Raw genomic sequence first — 19,271 nt, 5'->3', positions numbered from 1 at the left:
CTCCATTGTAACATTATAAATTACAGTTTCAAACTTTACGCTAACCTTTCTTTATTACCCATACGTTTCGAAAACTATAAAGAAACACCGCCAGCATCCCTGCCAGCGGTGTTCCATTATAATGTTATTTCGTTAAATTCCATTATGGTGCTCGTTTGGGTAACAGCTTAACGTATTCGTCAGACAGTTTCATCAGGCTGAGCACATGTTCATAATCGGAACGGTAAGGTTCCAGATTGCTCACCGGTTCATAGGTTTTGAGCGAGTAGGCTGTTCCATCGTCAAAGCCCGCCCCAGGGATAAACATAATGTCATTGTTGACAAATGAACCTGTCGGCAAATAATAACGAATGCCGAACGCATTATGATCCATATTCAGCAGATCATGCCCAAATGCAGTGAACTTCTCCTGCTGCAGCGATACGCCCATCAGGTTCATGACTGTCGGCAGTATGTCCAGCTGACCTCCCGGCTGCTCAATCACCTGCCCCTTCGTTTGCTTTGGCGTATGAATCATCAGCGGAATATTGAACCGGCTCACTTTTCCATCATACGGAATGCCCAGATTGGCCTGAATCTGCTGTGTAATTTCCTCATCCTCAGGTAATCCGAAGTGATCTCCATAGAGCACAAGCGTGGTATTATCCCATAAACCATTTGCCTTCAGCTCATTAATAAGCTGACCGATCGCATAGTCTGTATAATTGATTGCCTGCAAATAATCATGCAGCAGTTGGTTTGTAATCGCCCCGGGAATCTCGATCCTCGCCCGGTCTGCAGGGACGGTGAAAGGCGAATGACTCGACGCTGTGATGAACTGAGCATAAAATAGCTGGTTCGCAGCGTGATGCGCAGTCATTTTTTCCATACCCACCCGATACAATTCTTCATCTGACGGCCCGAAATCATTAAATTTGTCATTCGTGAAGCTCGGCTTATCAAAGAATCTTGTGAAACCGAGGGCAGGATACATCTTGTTGCGGTTCCAGAAAGTCACATCGTTGACGTGGTATGTCTCGGACTCATATCCGTCTTTGGCCAGCAGCTTCGGCAGGCTTGGAAGGTCACGATCACTGTACCCCGCTGACATCGGCACAACCCCTGTAGGATATATAGACGTGTTCGACATAAACTCGGCATCCGACGTATTTCCTTGGCCGATTTGTTGGAAAAAACGAGTAAAATAATAGCTTTCTTTCGCAAGATTATTCAAAACGGGTGTTAATTCCTGTCCGTTCAGTGAAGCGTTAATCGGAAAATTTTGAAAGGACTCCAGCTGCAGCACAATCAAGTTACTGCCCTTGGCCTGACCAAAATATTTTGCTTTCACCGACGCACCATTCTTCGCTTTGTCCTGATAAGGATATTGACTGACCAATGCGTTGATCTTGGCAACCGTTTCGTTAATATTTCCATTCGCAATAGCTTCATTTTCCCTGCTTGTCAGAATAGCGGAAGACACTTGGTAGTTCAGAAAACCAAGATTTTCAGCCCGTACCAGTTCATTATCAATCGTTTCCCCTTTGACAATAAAACTGCCGGACAACACGATGCAGAACGCCGCTGTAAGCGCAACCCCCAGTTTGCCCCAGTAGCGGGAGCGGCTTTTGCCAAATGACAGGCTGTTATCGCTGAAGCTGCTGCGATATCCTGCCCGGCTGCGTCTGCTGCGCGCGATAAACCAGATGGGAACGGCAAGGATCATATCGGCAAAAAACAAAAAGTGCTGCGGCCGAATCAGCGGCCCGATACTTCCTCTGACCTGAGCTACCTGCCCCAGCTCACTCAGCGCGGTATACGTAGGAACCGAACTAAAATGTGCATTATAGAGCGCAGCTGCGAACAGAACCAGCGAGAAAAGCACATTAAATGCTCCGTATACCGTCCGCTTCCAGCTCATCGGCACAATAAGGTCAAGTACACATACAATCGTGAGCGCAGCGAGTGCATCGGTTAACAGCCCTACGCCAGATAATCCATTGAAAAAGAAATACCGCAGAAGAGATAACTTCAGCAGCATTAAAATAAATAAGACGGCAAATAAGACCCGTGAAGAAGTCTGCCTGCTTTTTGTAGTCGATGTAAACATGGCTGCGTTCAACCCTTATCTGAAATTTTTACGTTCATTTTACAAAACGCATATTTCAGTATAACAGTTTTCGGCTTTCTGTTCTATTGAGGTTATGCGGTTATCCCCGGATTTTTTGATCCATCTTCTCATTAAAAGGGAAATCCGGGGAAATACGCATGCTTCGGATGCACTTTATTTCAGAAAACTTTCAGGCAATCGTTGATACATCCTCATTTGCATCCTTCCTGTCATTGCGTAATGCTCGAATCACTGCCTGTGCTGCCGCAAGCCGGAACCCGGGAATCTGCTCCGGTCTGCAGCAAACAGCGTCCAGCCCGATATCATGTATAAATGCAATTGACCGACTGTCTTCGATAAGTTCACCGGATATGGATGTTTTCAGATGCGGCCTGCGGACTCGACCTTGAGCAGCAGCCGTCTTCACTAAGCTGCTGATTTCTTCTATATCAAGCTTGTGCAAAGCATGATATTCGGTGTGAGATATGTGGCCATAAAAATGTTCCTGCTCGTCTGCTTCTTCAAGGGTCCAGCCAAAGGTGGATTGTGTCATCTCATCCACAGCAAACGAGATGAAGTCCGCGCATCGTGCAAGCTGTGCTGCCATCAATGGCGATCTGGACGAAGCTATCGACACTCCCACTTTGTACACGCAGTGGCGTCTTTCTTCACCAAGCACTTGCTCTGCCACATGATCGACCAAATCCCTCATCTTCTGCATCTCATTCACATGTTCTACATGTGGAATCATGATCTCAGGACGCACCCACAGCCCTTCTCGGATGCTTTTGACAGCAGCCCGAAAGAGCGCCTCCAGCTGCATTTCATGGATTTCAGACAAAACCGCGTCCAGTTCTTCTTCATGTGCTTCCAGCGCATTTGGACCCGGAAACAACTCATGCAGCGGGAAATCAAATAATTGAATGGTCACCGGGCGTCCGTCCATCATTTCAAAGAGGCTTTCAATGTCCGACTGCTGCATCGGCAGCAACCGCTCCATCCCGCGTCTGCGGTCTGCTTCTGTATTCGCCATAATCATCTTTTGTACAAAGGGTTTTCTGGACGGACATAACAGCATCGTTTCTGTTGTGCAAAGACCGATTCCCTCCGCACCCCAGGCTCGTGCCTGCACAGCATCTGCTGCATGTTCCACCTTCGCCAAAATGGATAAGCCCTTCACTTCATCAGCCCATTCCAGCACAATTTTCAACTCTGGCATTTCCTGATTCATACACACTGCCAAATCTTCTGGTTTCAGCCGCAGAAGGGCATCTTCTTGATCTATCAGTCCCTCGTGTACCATGTCGACTGCACTCCTCACTGCAGCAATCGGACTTACATACGCCAGTTTCACAGAATGTATCCAGATTGAACCTGAGTCCACCGTATACATGATTTCCTGTACAGCTCCAGTACGCTTCTCCAGATCGATACAGATCTTCTCAAGATCTGTATAACGTGCTGGGTTATTTCTTTTTAAGTATGAGAGCGCATGCAGCATCCCCGAACGGCTTCTCGCGGGTAGGTAATCTCCAATTATGCCTTTTTGTCCCGTTTCGGGATTACGTGTATAAACGCTGCCTTTCCCCTTATAGTCAGTGTAATTACCATGTAAGAAGGACTGGATCAGCACTGGTGCTCCCGCTGTCTCGTTTTCTATATGTTTTTCTTTTTCTTTAGACCATTCCGTTCTATCACTCATCTTGTCAGGGGAAGCAAATACCGCCCGCACTGCTGCTTGAAGTTGAAGATTTACATCCTGGGGAAAAGCATAACCGCTTTTGACCTGGATCCGCTCTTTCCATTCAGCAATAAGCAGTTCAAGCTCGATCTCTGTAGAAACGAACCGTTTGGAATCAATGGAGTGCTCAGCGCTTAGATCAGGAATATCAAGGACCATTTGTCCATAATGCTGTAATGCAGCCAGATAACATTGAAGAGCATATAACCGATTGCCTGTCTGGCGAGCGAAACCTTCAACGGTACTGTCATTCAAACCTACATAAGGTATGCGGCACGCCTCAGCAGAAGAAGCAGTCACCGCCAGATCTGACTGGACCCCAAGCAGGAGCGGATCGTCTGGATCACCAAAATTCATACCGGTCTGCTGCTCAAGATACCGTACCGCGCTGCCCAGCTCTTCCATCATTTCACCGGAAAGAGGTCCTGAACGGGTACAGCATGCGCGGCAGCCATCCACTGTGACGACCATTCCCGCCGGAACAGACCATCCTGCTCGCTTCAGTTCTGCGAGAGCAGCTCCGATACTATGAGTCATTCCTTTCATCTCTGCTGTATCTTCCTCGATCAGCATTACCCGTTTAGTCATTACAGCTCTCCCATCTGCCGTCCATGGCTGTGTTCGAAAGTCAGCTTCGCTTGGAACCTATACTGCCTTCACTCTAATGTTATGTTGTAGGAGCGTATTCAAAGACTACAGGTTCAGCATTTTGTAATCGTTATTCCGCTTTTTTGTTATTGTTTAGATTTTTTTGCTGATCATTACTGCTTCGCTTCAAACTTATCAAGAAAAAAAGCCGTTCTTTTAAGAACGACTTTAATGAAATATGTAGATATAACCGCTGCTGCCCAAAAACATATGCTCCAAACCGCCTCAAAATCCCCTATACATTTTTGAATTAAGACATTCCAACATTTAAATTTCCCATAACGAATTGTATCACTTATGAATAAGCTGCAAAGGAAAATAGTAGCAGGAAAATAATACTAAAATATGTCTTCCCCATGACATACTTCCTGAAAACTTTAATTTTAATTAATAAATATTTACTATATCAACCCATTTTTAATTGTGTTAGCATAAAAACAGCACTAAATAAACCAGTTTTTAGGAGGTTAATATGAAAAGAAGAAATATACTGCTCAGCTTTTCGCTAACGACGCTTTTATTTTTAACTTCAGCTGCTGGCGCGTTTGCTTCATCTTCTGAAGTCGAGGTGCAGTCCATTCCTGATCGTCTCCCCGTGCCAGAAGGCTATGAAATAATTCAAGATTTCGAACCAAAGCAGGAAAGTGGTAAAAGCAATGTGCAAATTGAAGCTGCTGTCTCTGCTTCGCCAATGACCTTCGGAATTCAATCAACTGAAGCTGCTGATGAATCAGAACAGATTGATTATGAAGTCATCGAGAACACAACCAAGCATTATCAAGATTCGAAGAACGTTAAAACAAACGAAACTCTATCACAGTATAGAGCTGATGTTACTTTAGCAGCCGTTAATCGCCAAATGGGAGGCAACACTACGGACGCGAACCAATTAATAAAAGTAACGGTGACCGTCTTTTATCATGAAGTGACCAAGGGCTTACAGACTTTTGTAGGTCTAGATAAAGTGTATTACAGATACGATAAAGGAAGTAAATACAGCAGTTCTAAAGTGTTCTACGGGAATCGGTATGGTGGCGATCTGCTCCAAACTGGACCTGGAATTAATGGAACCGCCGTTCTTGAAAGAGAACCTCTCGTTTATATTATTGAAAAGATTACCTTGGGTAAGACTTATATGAGACAGCCATTCCCTAATGTAGATGAAGTTCTTGTAGGCGGACTGCTTACGGAGATGGGAGTGAAAACGCAATCCAGATGGTATGATCACAACTCCAAACTTTTGTTTAATCTTGATTTGAATGCCTTGATTCAAGGTAAAGTAACACCTTAGTTATTACGAGGCTGTTTCAAAACTCTTCAAACAAACCTTGGTGAAGAGCACTAACACGATACATCCAAACCGGACAAAGCAGAGGTTTATCCTCGTTTGTCCGGTTTGGATTTTTTTCTATTGCCGTTTCTTTGAATAGATTGTGAGCAGGGCAAAGCCACCCGACCTCTATGTTTTCTTTTTACAGGCCGCGAAGCAGGAATCTTCAGAAGCCCCGATTGTTATTAATTTGCCCAAACACACGTTCATGCTCAATCCTTATAGCCGGTTGAGCCTGGCTGGATTATTAGGGAAAGGCTCCACTCAGGCCTCCAGTTCCTCTTGGGTCCAGTGCAGCTGGACGCCAAGGGCAATCAGCTGCTGCTGATAGGCCTTAAGATGCGCGGCTGACTCCCTGACCTTAGCTGGCTCTACATGCTGCTTGATGGAATAGGCCGCGAGCGTTCCCGCCGCTTCGCCGATATTCCATTCGGTCGGATGCAGACGGTAGCAGCCGTTCGCAATCTGGGTCATGGATATGTTCTTGCAGGCCGGGAGCAGGTTCTTGACCCGCACCGGAATCAAAGCGCCCAGCGGAATCTCGTAAGGATGATTCGGAATATAGAAAGTCCGCTGGCTTACCGTGGTAGGATGAAGATCTAGATGATAGCTGCCTACGCCGACGCTGTCCTCATAACGCTTCGGTCCTTCCGGACCGCGCAGCTCCCTGCTCACATCCTGCTCGGCTATCGTGTACAGGCCGCGAATGCGCCGGGATTCCCGGATGTAAGGTGCCTTGGCCAATCCATCCTCTGTGCCGAGCACATCCCCGCGCAGCCGCACGCCCGGGTAGCCCTTCCCGCCGTCCAGGCGGGGCGCTTCGGTCTGAAGCCAGTACACGAGTGAGAGGGTGAGCTGCCGTGCTCCCTCCAGGTGCCGGTCCCGTTCCTCCGGCGATACGCCGATAATGGGTCCGGCATAATAATCGTTCAGCGCCCAGTTCAGCAGCGTGACTTCGCCATCATTTAACGGCTCGGTCCAGATGGCCGGGTCCACGATCCGGCGATAATCCCACAAAGAGACAATTCCCTGATCATTCGGGAACATCGTGAACTGCTTTAACTTGCTCGTATCATCAGCATCCGAAGCGAACCAGCTCAAGATCGGATACTGCGAAAACGATGGGACATATTCGCGCCAGTAATCATAATCTCTTGGGCGCGGAATCGTGTAGTCCCCGCCCGCCACATAGTCTACAGCCGCCACATGAGTGATAGACTGCATATCGAGCGGATCCGCTGCCTCCAATGCGTGAGGCTCCCCTGTCTCGCCGCGGGCTTCTGCGCCGCTGACATGCTCGACTCCAGCAAGCGGAAGCAGATCGCCGCATTCTGTGGCATCCAGATAGTAGTCTCCGCACAGCCGGATCAGGTTCCCCTCCATCCCCTGCCGGACAGTGACTCCAGTAATATGATCCCCTTCAGTATCAGCAGCCACTGGCACCGTATAATATAACACCTCGATCCGCCCGGTGTTCACATACGGAGCCAGCATCTCGTGGAGGACAGCCAGCGCCACCTTCGGTTCATGCGCCAACCGGCTGACCCAGCCGTTCCCGGGATTCAGCACGGGATTACTCCGAGCTTCATCCGTAAGCGGATAATTTCGCCTGTAATAGTCCCTGACCCTGCTTCGAAACTCCCGGTATGCGGCCGTGCTGCCCGATTGCTCAATCCAGCGGTGCTCATCCGGTGGTACAGCCTGCGAAGTTAACTGCCCGCCCAGCCAATCTGTCTCCTCCGTAACAAGCACGCGCAGCCCTGCCTTGGCAGCGGCCAGCGCAGCCGCCGTTCCGCCGAGGCCGCCACCGATAATAACAACATCCGAACGCTTCTCCTCTCCACTAGCCATGTTCCCTGTCCTCCTTGTCCCGGCAGGTATCCCCGCCTCTGCCTACCTCAATTCGGTGCAGCCGCTCCTGTGCCAGACGGACCGCGCCGAAGCATCCGGCCTGGCTGCCCAGCTTCGCCGGCACGATCCGGGCAGCCAGTTTTTCGCCTGCCTTAGCCACCAACAGCGGCCACCAGACGGCGCGGCTCTGGATAACGCCTCCGCCAATAATAATCGACTCGGGGTCTATAGCCGCCCCGATATTAGCTGTCACCTGCGCCAAATAAGCAGTAAATCGCTCCAGCACCGCCAGCGCAGCTGCATCGCCCTGCTCAGCTGCTGCCATAACCTCACGGCCGTGCGTATATTCCCGGCCGGTCTTCTCCTTTGCCAGCCGCAGCAGCGCCCGGCCGGACACATATTGCTCCACGCAGCCCCGCTTTCCGCAATTACAGGGGCAGCCATCCGGCACCAGCACCATGTGGCCCCAGTCGCCCCCGCTCCAAGCGGCCCCGCGCAGCAGCAGCCCGTCCGCCATATTGGCCCCACCGACCCCGGTGCCCAGAGTGAGCATGACCAGGTTCGGCCGTCCGCGGCCGGCGCCCAGCCAGGCCTCTCCCAGCAGCGCGGCGTTAGCATCATTATCGGCCGCCGCTGGACGGCCAGAGGCAGCTTCGGCCCACTGCGTAAGCTGCACTCCTTGCCAGCCGGGCAGATTATCGGTGGCGTAAACCACCTCGCCGGAGTCTGTGTTGATCCGGCCCGCCGAAGCAATCCCCACTGCCTTCACCCCAGGATGCCCCGCGAGCAGTTCCTCCACGAGGCTGTAGAGCTGGCCAAGAATCGAATCCCGGCCCAGCCGGGCCTCCGTATCGCGAACGGCTTCCGCTAGAACGGTCCCCTCTTCATCGGTCACAAGCCCCTTGATACTTGTCCCCCCGATATCCACACCTATGAATTGCTGCATTCGCACCGCCTCCACTACTGCGTCTGTATCCTGCAGAAACGGCTTTACAATCCTTTTGGGGATAGTACCGTTTCAGCTCTTAAGTGTCGTCATGAAGAGTAATGATACTCTTTATCCTATTTCTATTCAGTTTTCAGACTCTACGAACTCTAAATTTCTCACGCTGTTCCCTTAACCGGCCGGTATATTGGTGCATCATTTGTTATCGTTTCATTGCTCCCGCACTTTAATATATCCGGTCAATAACTGCCCGGGCAGTCAGCTCCTTCATCCGCTTGGTCTCTTCTCCATGCAGACGCTCCAGTCCCTGGCAGAGCAGGTCAATGATGAACAGTTGTGAGATCTTAGCCCCCACAGATCCGCCCTCCAGCGGCGACTCCTTCCCGGCGGTCAGCAGTACAATGTCGGCAATGGAAGCAATCGGCGACTTCGCATAATTGGTCATGGCAATGATCTTGGCCCCGTTCTGCTTCGCCTTCATCAGCATGTCATTCGTATCCAGCGTGCTGCCGGAGACACTGATCCCCACCGCAACGTCCCCCTCCCCCATCGTAACTGCCATCATCGACTGGATGTGGCTGTCGGAATTTGCTTCAACCCGCCGCCCGATACGCAGGAAGCGGTTCTTGGCTTCCAGTGCTGTAATTCCTGAAGAACCTACGCCGAAGAACTGGACAACCCGCGCCTGGTCCAGATCGTCTACGGCCTGCTGCAGCTGCTCCCGGTCAAGCATGCCCAGGCTGGATTGCAGCACACCAACCATCGAGGCATACAGATGGTCAGCATAGTCACCTTCGCCTGCCCCCTGCTCGCCATGATGCTGGGCCTGACGCTTTGGCAGTCCCTGGGCCAGCATAAGCTTGAAATCTTGATATCCTTTGAAGCCGATCTTGCGGCAGAAGCGCATCACCGTAGTCTCGCCCGTTCCGGCGAAGTCAGCCAACTCGGTGACTGACAGATAGATCAGATTGTCCGGGTGCTCCAGCACACAACGGGCAACCTTTTGTTCTGATTTGGTCATTGAAGGATAATACGTATTAATTCGGTCATTCATTTCCATTGCGGTTCATCCTCACTTTTCTCGCCGCTGCTGCGAACGGCTGGGTAATCAGCTGCGGCCGGGTAATGGCCGAGCCTACCACCACCGCGTAGGCTCCCAGGTCCAGCGCAGCTTCAACCTGGGCGGGCTGGCTGATCCGGCCTTCGGCAATGACCGGAATATTCAGCCGCCGGGCAGCCTGTTCCAGCAGCTCTAGATTCGGTTCCTTCTGCTGCCGCGAATACGGCGTATACCCCGACAAGGTGGTCGAGACACAGCTGACCCCCAGCTTTTCGGCATAGACCGCTTCCTCCAGCGTAGAAATATCCGCCATGGAAGCGGCCGGGCTTCTTCCCAGCAGGTCTATGATCTGCTCCAATGTACACCCCCCCGGACGCTTCTGCAGGGTTCCGTCAAAAGCAATAATATCAGCTCCGGCTTCCAACAGCTCTTCTATCTCCCGCAGTGTAGGCGTAATGTAGACAGCGGAACCAGGGTAATCACGCTTCACGATGCCGATCACCGGCAGCGAAACCGCCTGCTTGATCGCCCTTACGTCTGCCGCCCCGTTCGCCCGGATGGCGATAGCTCCTCCCTCCGCAGCCGCTGCGGCCATCCGGGCCATGATCTCCGACCCGTGCAGCGGCTCACCCGGCAGCGCCTGGCAGGAGACAACTAATCCGAGGTGCAGGCTTTCTATTATACTTTTGCTCAGGGTCCCCACCCTCTCTCTTATATTATAATCAGTCTGCTTCAACCGGACACATACTGTACAGATAAGCCCACCTCAAACATCCGGTTCCACGGCATATAGCAGTCGGTAATCTTTATGCTTCCCTCCGGACTGTCGATCCGCAGCGCCAATTCCTCGCTCAACCTTTCCTGTACACGGGCAGCCACACGGCCGCGCGGCCCGTCAAGCTCATATTTGCCGTAACCCATCTCCTGCACGGGGCCCTCACTAAGCTCTCCCCGCACAACCGAGCAGTAGCAGACATCCTCCGCGTATCGGAGTGCCAGAAAATCCAGATGCGCCTGTGTCCGACCGCATTGCAGATAGATCACCGCTTGGGAGATGACGGTTCCGAGTGAGTTCGAGCTTGTGTTCCAGCCAGCGTAACCGGCCAGGTCGAACAGTATGTTCTTCTGACGCAGCATTTTGACCAGCTTCTGGTCGCCTCCATTGGCATAGCCGACATCGGCTACAGCTACCGGAATCTTCTTGTGCCGCAGCAAGTATGCACCATATTCCACCAGTTCCATCAGGTTCCGGTGTATATCATAGCTGAAATAAGCATGATGCTGCGATACCGCCTCCGCCATCGTCTCGCCCGGTGTGCTGATCAGCAGGACCAGATCCGCCTCTGCAGCGCTGGACGCGATCAGCCCGCCTGCGGCCAGAATCTGATACTTCAGCGTCTCATAGAAGAAACGGTCCTCGAACAGCGGCGTCACGAATGCACCCTGCACAGCGGACAAACGCGGGTAGATCAGCGGCCTCCGCCCTTCGGCCATGTTCAACATCCGGGCAAGCAGCGTACAGCCCACCTCATCTGCTCCCGGATACATATACACCTTAAGCTCCAGATCAAGCGCCATGATCCGCGCCCGTACCTTCTCTTGATCTTTGGCGGTATGCCCGTATGGAGCCGAGTCATCTTGCGGCACAATCATGAAGTCAATCACTCCGTCCCGGACCAGTTCCAGCGCTTGCTTGTTGGCTTCAATATTAACGGCTCTGCGGCCGAGATAATCCTGCAGCACTGCGGCCGGGAGCCGCTGATCAATATCGGCCAGCTCACGGATTTCCTCGTCGGTGGCAATTCCAAGCTCCAGCCGGTGGCCGATAAAGCCTTTGCGGAAGATCTCCCGGCCCCAGTGGGCATAATAATCCGGCTCCTCGTCTGATAGAGAATACTGCGGACAGCGCATAATCAGCTGGAACGCATACAGCTTAAGCTGCGGATAGCGCCGCTTGATCTCCCGCAGCTGCTCCAGGCGGGCGTCCAGTTCATCGGGCTTCAGTCCATGCAGCCTTGACGGAATGATCCCGCCGTAGAGCAGCGTATCCAGCGCGACTACTGCGCTGTCCGCTCCTTCACAGGCAGCCTCGAACCAGGACCACAACTGTTCTACATCACCTGGTCGCTTCTTCAGCCCCATGATTACGGCAGGCGGGCGCTCCACTATATAATCTGTTCCCTGGGCCAGCAGATAAGGGAATTCATAATTGCAGGGCCGCTCATCCAGCGGGACCAAGATCAATTTCCTAGGCTTCGTCATGTCCGTTCTCCTCCTTTGTCTCCTCCGGCAGTTCGATCCCCAGCGCCTTAGCCGCGCGGACGGCCGGATCACTGCCAAGCCGTACGCCATAGCTGCGGCAGGCCTCCAGGCATTCATGGACTTCTGCTGCAGCCTGCGGCTCCAGCGGGTCCTCCAACTGCCTGCGGACCGCCCTCCAGAGCGCTGAATCTGCGATAGCCCGGCGCAGCCATGGCCCTGCTTCTTCGCCGAACCTGGCATTGTCTAATTCGCCAAGACGCATGACCGTCTGCTCCAGCCGGCTGAAATAAGCATCCAGCCGCTCGAGATCGCGCTCCGCCAGCGCATCGTCCAGCTCCGGGTAACCACCGGAGTACAGGCGGCTGTTCAGATTCTGGCGGCAGAAGAACAGCATTTCATCCGCCAGTTCCCCGGAGAATTCACGCACGGACAGCTCCCAGGACAGCTCCGGCATATAGCGCTCGCTGTTCCACATATAGTGGGACATGGTGGTGAGCGTAATTTTGGAGCATTCCCACTGGTTCATGGGATTAGCCACGACAGCTGTATGTCCGAGCTGGCCAAGCCGGGAGCTGCGCCCGCGCACCGGGTCAAGGAACAGCCGGTCCTTGTCGCAGTCATTTACCGGAATATTGTCCCACAGCCACAGCTCATGACCATAATAATTGAAGTTATCCGCCGCATGTTTGCGACCGATCTCCGGGGCGAAGACGAAGTAGCCGGTCCAGAAGACTTTGACTGCGGGATGAAGCTGCTCTCGGATATCCTTCTTGTACTCCGTATTCCAATACGACCAGTACTCTGAAGGACACATCGCCAGGGTGAAGTGCGGCAGACATCCGGCTAAGTAATTATAGACCCGGTTCGCCACATAGGCATGGGCTGCTCCGGAGCGCTCCAGGAACTGCTTGTTATCCCCCTTTAGCACATAATCAATGTCATCCATCAGAAGCGCGAAATGCCGCACCCCTATCGTGATCATCGCAGCAAGTTTCTCCTCCAGCTTCGCGAAGTCCTCCCGGCTGCGGAATTCCAGATCATTGCCCGGGCTGATACAATAGTAGAAATCTACCAGATGTTTGTCGCATTCCTGCTTCAGGTCATGAATCTTGTCGAACACATCGTCCGGGTACGGCTCACGCCACAGCTTCCGGTGATAGAGATCATCCTTCGGCGCGTACATGAAGGCGTTCATCCGGTGTTCACTGATGTATCTGACCGAATCCATACGGTCTGCGAAGCTCCATGGTACACCATAGAATCCTTCAATAATGCCCCTCACCGCAAAAGAAGGCTCATCCTCCACTGTAACCACCGGCAGGCGGCAGCAGTCCTCCTCCACAGTAAGCAGCCGCTTCAGCGCATCCAGACCGTATTTTAGCCCCCGTCGGTCCGATGCAGCAATGACTAGCTTCGCATCCTCTCCAATGACAAGGCGGTAGCCGTCTGCAGCAAGCCCGTCGTCGTACTCCAGCATCAGCTGTGCATTCCCCTTGTCGGCGGCAGCTGCACCCGGACCGGCAGGCTCCAGAATTACGATGCCGCCTTCCTCATGCAGCCCGTGGACGTCCTGATTCATCGCATACCGGGAAGCCAGCTCGCAGCGCAGCTGCGGACCCTCCACAATCAACTCTTTGCCTTGCGTATAATAGTCGCGGAACAGATACTGGCAGTCCCGTAACGAAATTCCCATTAAGTTGTTCCCCCTTAGTTACCCTTTAATTGCTCCGGCAATTCCTTCCATATAATACTTCTGTGTGAACAGGAACACGATGATGATCGGAAGCACCGAAATCATCGTCCCGGCGGCAATCCAGCCGAAGTTATAAGAGAATTGCCCGTTCAGATAAGTCAGCGCCGCGGCGAGCGGATACTTCTGCGGGTCGTCCAGGACAACAATCGGCCACAGGAAGTTGTTCCAGAACGCCATGACCTCCAGCAGCCCGATGACGGCAATCCCCGGCTTGACGAGCGGCATCACCAGTTGGATAAAGATCCGCAGCTCGGATGCCCCGTCCATTTTACCCGAATCCCGGATGTCGGCAGGAATGCCCAGGAACGTCTGCCGCATCAGGAAGATATTGAACACCGACACCGCTGCTGGAAGAACCACACCCAGGAAGGTATTGCCCAGCCCAAAAGCCTGAATCGTCAAATAATGCACAATCATAGCGGTAGCCGACGGAATAATCATGGTCGAGATCAGCAGCGTGAACACCAGATTCCGGCCCTTGAACCGAAAGACGGCCAGCGGGTATGCGGTCAGACAGGACAGCAAGATATTGAAGGCGACTCCGAGCAGCGTAATGACGACCGTATTCAGAATGTAACGCGGGAAATCCATGAAGTTCCACACCTGCACATAGTTCTCGAAATCGATGAAGGTCGGCAGAATGGCCGGCGGATTCGCAAACACGTTGCGCCCCGGCATTAGCGATACGCTGAGAAGCCATAAGAACGGCCCCATCATGAACAGGGCGAGCAGTATCAGCAAAACGTAATTAATCAGATAACGTAAACTGCGCGGCATCAATAGGAATTCACCCCGCCTCTTCGGTTGAGCCGGAATACGAGTAAGCTAAGCGCCCCCACCAGCACACTGACGATCAGCCCGAGCGCTGAGGCATAGCCGAAATTGAACTGCTCCAACCCTTTTTGAAAAATATAGACGCTTGAGGTCAGCGTGGACGTCCCCGGTCCGCCCTTGGTCAGTATGTAGACCTCATCAAATACCCGGATTGCCCCCATGACCGAGATCAGCGTGCAGAACAGAATATGCGGGCGCAGCAGCGGCAGCGTCACATGCACAATCAGCCTAACCGGCCCGGCTCCGTCTACTCTGGCAGCCTCATACAGGTCAGTTGGAATACCTTGAAGCCCGGCCAGGTAGAGCATCATGTAATAACCGAGGCCCTTCCACATCGTAATGAACATCAGGACATACAGCGCTGTGCTGCTGGTCGAGAGCCAGGAGACCTGCTCACTGAGAATTCCTACCTTCAACAGCAGATAATTGACCACTCCGTTATTGCCAAGCAGCCAGCTCCAGATCAGCGCCACTGCTACCATGGACGTTACAACCGGGATGTAGTAGGCGGCCCGGAACATTTTGACCCCCGGAATTTTACTGTTTACCAGAATCGCCATCAGGATTGAGAGGATCTGGATGACAGGTACAATCAGCACGTACACAAGTGAGTTCCATAGTGAAATCAGGAAATTAGAATCTTGGAAGGCCCGGGCGAAATTATCCAGACCCACGTAATGCGTCTCGGTAATGACCGAATAATCCGTTAATGAGAGCGGTATTCCGTATATAATCGGCCAAAAGGTAAACACCGCCAGAAACAGCAGGCCCGGTGCCATAAAAGCCCAAGCCGTAAACGTCTCGGACCGAATTCCTTTATACATCCGCTGCACCTCCCTCTCCTTCAAATAACCTCACAAAGTATGTCTTTAGCTTAGATGTTTACTCACACACTTTGCGGCGACCCCAAACGTATTATTTTTTTGAGGGGAATCCCTCATCCAGCTATGCTTAAGCAGCTTAGGAACCCTGACTTATGATGTTGTTAATTTCCTTCTCTACCTTGTTCAGCGTCTCTTTGATATCTGCGCCGTTCATCAGAATCTCCTGCAGTCCCCGCGTCAGCGCAGCGTTGATATCCGAAGCGCTTGGCACACCGACCATGTAATCAGTAGCCTTATCCAGACTCTGCGAGGATGCCACCTTCGCTTCAGCTTCCAGTGAGCCGTCCGAATCGGTGAAGAACGGGTCCTGAATTGAAGTCCGGCTTGACGGCAGTGTATTAGCGACTTTGGAGAAAGCCGTCTGGTTCTCGGCGTTCGTAATGAAGGCGGCGAACTCCACGGCTTCCTTCGGGTTCTTCGACTTCTGGGGCACGACCAGATTCATGGAGTTGGAGAGACGCAGATTTGCCTTGCCTGTCGGCAGCGGGACCGCAATGGTGTTCTTGTAGACATCCGGCGCGGAGGTTTTAATGAAGTTAATGAAGGTCGGTCCGGATAACTGGAAGGCTGTCTGCTCACCGGAGAAATATTGGATCTGCTTGCTGAAATCCGCGTCCTCCTTGAGCACCACGCCTTCCTTCATCAGATCACGCATCTGGGAAATCATCGCTTCGGCTTCCGGCGTATTGAACGCGGCGGCTGTCTTGTCTTCATTCAGAATCGGAATGCCATCGATCGGGAACAACTTGGAGACCAACTGCTGGGCATACCCGGCTGCTCCGGTCTTCTCATGAACCTGACGGGCCCACTCTACCAACTCCTCTCGGGTCTGCGGCGGGTTCGCGGGGTCGAGACCGGCTTTTTCCACCAGCTTCTTGTTCATGAACAGTACCTCGGTGCCTGTATACCAAGGAAGCGCATAAGCTTTGCCGCCGAGCACCGTAGAATTATAGATTCCCTCAAAATAACTCTTCGCTTGTTCATCCGTCAGATACTCACCCAGATTCAGCAGTGCCCCCTTGCTGCCTAACTGGCTGGCGAACTCGGTGTTCAGATTTACGACATCGGGACTCTTGTCGCTGGCCGTACTGGTCAACAGGCGCTGCGAGATGGCATCATACGGATAATCCTTCCACTCGACCTTCACTCCCGGGTGGTTCTCCTCATACTTGGCGATCAGATCATTGAAGTAATCATTGAACGTAGGCTGAAGTGCAATCGTCCAGAATTCGAGAGTCACGTCCTTCGCAGCAGCCGTTGACTGCCCGTTGCTTACTGTATCCGCTGCACCCTGGGTATTGCCGTTCCCTCCACAAGCCGCAAGCAGCATAAACATCGTCAGCAGCGCTGCCATAAAGCCCTTCCTGTTCGTTCTCACACAACATTCCCCCTTAGTATAAGTGTAAGGTGAGCGCTCTTCCCGCGTCAGTATTCCTGACTTGCTGCTCCTCTTCGCAATGAGTATAGCAGAATTTACATCAAAATAAAGTATTTTTTCTAAAATAAATTAAAAAGAGGAATATTTTTTCTTTATTGCGGTAGATTTTACCGCAGCAATTTCGCTAAAGGGTGAAAAATACAGAAAATAACGCAGCTTTCTTATGCCGCTTCTCAGCGTTGTCTCCCTTTTTCCCCGGATGCCTGCTTTCTGGCAGCATACATTCGGACCATGCGCACTCGCTCCCGCCGGCGCATTGTTTTCGATTTTTCGCATCTCGTTGATTCACCATATTGCTGATTTTCATCAGACGATTCAATGATTGAATGAACAGCAAAAAACTCCGTCTGCACCAGATACGTCTCCGGGCAAATCAGAGTTTTTAGATACGAGCCTCAGCATGTGCTTATTGAGCAGCAGCACCTGCTTGTTATCAAGAAATGAAAACTTACGTTCTTAATAAACGATAAAAAAACCATCAGCAATCAAATGCTGATGGTTCGTCATGCATACGTATGAATGGTAGATGAAGCTGAGGTGGAACGAGTCGGACATGACGACGCGAAAAGTACGCTTAATAAATTTGAACTCATGTGACCAACAAAATGAAAGAAACGATTAGATCGACTACAATTCTCAAGTGCATGTCGGTTGTGATTTTGCAGAGTATGTGTTTTTTCGGGACTTTCCAAAATCACATCCCCCAGTAATCTTGGCATAGTCTATCCGATAAACCGCAGGATATCGTCGATTTTCTTGCCATGAGAAATCACCCCGTAGTTCATCCAAGTCATAAAGTCAACCTCATACACGCAGCCGTACTTCACAGCAGAGAGCTGCTTCCATTCTTTTCTGTCCAGCAGTTGACGTTCTGCTCCAGCGGTTAAGGATTCACGGGTATCAAAAGTGATCAGCAGATGGTCCGCATCAAGCTGACTTAACTGCTCCAGTCCAATGCTGACTCTTCGCTCACGATGCGTCCACTTCTGTACATAGTGATGCGGGTTAAGACCGAGATCCCGGTAGATAACTGGCCCTACATAACCGCACTGATCGCCATAAAGCGTAATCCCCGAGGCTGAGATCCGAAGAAAAGCAACCGTTTGCTGCCGTACACGGCCATGCAGGTTCCTTCTGGCCTCGCCAGCTTTGTCTTCGTACATGTCAATCACTTCCTTCACCCGATTGGTTCTGCCAAGCACATCTGCGGCCGACTTCAAAATAGCACGCCAGTCTTCTCCGTTCTGCTTCACATAATATACGGGCGCAACCTGCTCAAACCGATCCAGATTCCATGTCTTGTATCCCATGTCCAGCATGATGAATTCAGGTACACGATCCGTCTGAAACTCGGCATCATGCTGACTGACATCGAATTCGGGGACATCGTCCAGCTGCAGGTAATGCTGTCTTCCCCAGGCATGATGTGAACCCTGCAGTACCGGCTTGACTCCCAGTGCCAGAAGGAAATCCTCCAGATAAGGAGCAAACACCCGGACCTCCTGTCGATGATGACGACGATACACGCCGGGTGTAATGCCAGCATATTGTTTGAAACGCCGGCTGAAATAATATTCATTGCTGAAACCTACATGACTCGCAATATCATGCAGACGGTCATCCGTTAATTGCAAAAGCTGCTTTGACCTCTCTAGTCGAACCGTGTTCACATAATCCAGTGGAAGCTGTCCTGTTAATCGCTTGAAATGCCTTGTGTAACTTGTTCTGGACAGGCCGGCTCTTAATGCCAACTCATCCACTGTAGACACTTGATCATAGTGAACATCAATATAATGTATAGATTGCCGAAGCCGAGTGCGGTCGTTGTGCAGCTGCAGCTCAGGATCATTTTGACGAATGATACTTTGAAACCACTGCTGGAATCGCATCTGTACATCCCATGTTTCATACAGGTCTGTGACATCCCGCTGCCGATACAGATGCTCCATACACTCCAAACATTCACTCCAAGGCGTATACGTAAATTCAAGTACCGACACAGCGTCCTCCAACTTAAGCTTACTTTCATTCATCTGCTGTTCCAAACGATCTGGTGTAGGCCTTGAACCCATCACCATGCGGTCAGACGCCATAGAAGCCCTATCCGCCATACTCATTGTGTAAAACTTCAACGCCTCTCCTTCCCCGCCATCAGCGGTTACAGAAAAAGAGACATCCGCCCGAACCAAACATATGGAACCGGGTTCCACACTTGTTTTGCCATTAGAATACTCCAATACACCCTTCCCCTTCACCACAATGATGAATGTATAAGCATTCTTCCGCTTGGCAGGATTCGTTGAACCTGTTTCCAACGGATCATCGACATATGTTATCCCTTGTAAGGAACAGAGCCACGGCTTGGTGATCATCTGCAGTATTGAAGCATACATTGTCCATCCATCTTCCTTATATGAGAATAGTTATCATTTAGA

The 19,271-nt window shown here is 51.6% G+C and carries 13 protein-coding genes; 1 reads left to right on the top strand and 12 read right to left on the bottom strand.

From position 1 onward, the window contains the following. Nucleotides 1–142: 142 nt before the first annotated feature. Both MKY97_RS12475 and MKY97_RS12470 read right to left on the bottom strand, forming a co-directional pair. Nucleotides 143–2,089: an LTA synthase family protein gene (locus MKY97_RS12475; RefSeq protein WP_342555725.1), complete on the bottom strand. Its 1,947-nt coding sequence runs from the start codon at nt 2,087–2,089 to the stop codon at nt 143–145. A 190-nt stretch (nt 2,090–2,279) separates the two neighbouring features. After that, nucleotides 2,280–4,418 carry a putative PEP-binding protein gene (locus tag MKY97_RS12470; RefSeq protein ID WP_342555724.1) on the bottom strand — a complete coding sequence of 713 codons (2,139 nt, stop codon included), beginning with the start codon at nt 4,416–4,418 and terminating at the stop codon, nt 2,280–2,282. Nucleotides 4,419–4,950: 532 nt separating this feature from the next. Here MKY97_RS12470 and MKY97_RS12465 point away from each other — a divergent pair. Further along, nucleotides 4,951–5,769: a hypothetical protein gene (locus MKY97_RS12465; protein WP_342555723.1), complete on the top strand. Its 819-nt coding sequence runs from the start codon at nt 4,951–4,953 to the stop codon at nt 5,767–5,769. Nucleotides 5,770–6,072: 303 nt separating this feature from the next. Here the strand turns inward: MKY97_RS12465 and MKY97_RS12460 are convergent, their stop codons facing one another. The 10 genes from MKY97_RS12460 to MKY97_RS12415 all read right to left on the bottom strand — a co-directional run bounded on the left by MKY97_RS12460 (nt 6,073) and on the right by MKY97_RS12415 (nt 19,229). Then, entirely contained in the window at nt 6,073–7,659 is a 1,587-nt protein-coding gene (locus tag MKY97_RS12460; protein WP_342555722.1) for an FAD-dependent oxidoreductase, read from the bottom strand. Beyond that, the gene (locus MKY97_RS12455) at nt 7,652–8,605 is read right to left on the bottom strand and encodes an ROK family protein (protein WP_342555721.1); all 954 of its coding nucleotides are present in this window, start codon (nt 8,603–8,605) and stop codon (nt 7,652–7,654) included. The genes MKY97_RS12460 and MKY97_RS12455 overlap by 8 nt, the downstream gene beginning before the upstream one ends. A 226-nt stretch (nt 8,606–8,831) precedes the next feature. Next, nucleotides 8,832–9,665 (bottom strand): MurR/RpiR family transcriptional regulator, encoded by an 834-nt coding sequence (locus MKY97_RS12450; RefSeq protein WP_342555720.1) that lies wholly within the window; start codon nt 9,663–9,665, stop codon nt 8,832–8,834. After that, nucleotides 9,652–10,359: an N-acetylmannosamine-6-phosphate 2-epimerase gene (locus MKY97_RS12445; protein WP_342556314.1), complete on the bottom strand. Its 708-nt coding sequence runs from the start codon at nt 10,357–10,359 to the stop codon at nt 9,652–9,654. Before MKY97_RS12445 ends, MKY97_RS12450 begins: the two co-directional genes overlap by 14 nt. Nucleotides 10,360–10,397: 38 nt before the next feature. After that, on the bottom strand, nt 10,398–11,927 hold the full coding sequence (locus MKY97_RS12440) for a DUF4127 family protein (protein ID WP_342555719.1): 1,530 nt from the start codon (nt 11,925–11,927) through the stop codon (nt 10,398–10,400). Further along, on the bottom strand, nt 11,914–13,620 hold the full coding sequence (locus MKY97_RS12435; protein ID WP_342555718.1) for a beta-N-acetylglucosaminidase domain-containing protein: 1,707 nt from the start codon (nt 13,618–13,620) through the stop codon (nt 11,914–11,916). Before MKY97_RS12435 ends, MKY97_RS12440 begins: the two co-directional genes overlap by 14 nt. Nucleotides 13,621–13,638: 18 nt before the next feature. Next, on the bottom strand, nt 13,639–14,457 hold the full coding sequence (locus MKY97_RS12430; RefSeq protein WP_342556313.1) for a carbohydrate ABC transporter permease: 819 nt from the start codon (nt 14,455–14,457) through the stop codon (nt 13,639–13,641). After that, the gene (locus MKY97_RS12425; protein ID WP_342555717.1) at nt 14,457–15,338 is read right to left on the bottom strand and encodes a sugar ABC transporter permease; all 882 of its coding nucleotides are present in this window, start codon (nt 15,336–15,338) and stop codon (nt 14,457–14,459) included. Before MKY97_RS12425 ends, MKY97_RS12430 begins: the two co-directional genes overlap by 1 nt. A 136-nt stretch (nt 15,339–15,474) precedes the next feature. Beyond that, a complete protein-coding gene (locus tag MKY97_RS12420) occupies nt 15,475–16,776 on the bottom strand; it encodes a sugar ABC transporter substrate-binding protein (RefSeq protein ID WP_342555716.1) in 1,302 nt (433 codons plus the stop codon). Nucleotides 16,777–17,558: 782 nt separating this feature from the next. Then, a complete protein-coding gene (locus MKY97_RS12415; protein WP_342555715.1) occupies nt 17,559–19,229 on the bottom strand; it encodes a helix-turn-helix domain-containing protein in 1,671 nt (556 codons plus the stop codon). Nucleotides 19,230–19,271 lie beyond the last annotated feature (42 nt).

It is taken from the genome of Paenibacillus sp. FSL R7-0652, from assembly GCF_038595045.1.
Taxonomy (GTDB): domain Bacteria; phylum Bacillota; class Bacilli; order Paenibacillales; family Paenibacillaceae; genus Paenibacillus.
The sequence above is the reverse complement of the archived record's forward strand: the minus strand, read 5'-3'. Positions and strand labels throughout refer to the sequence as shown.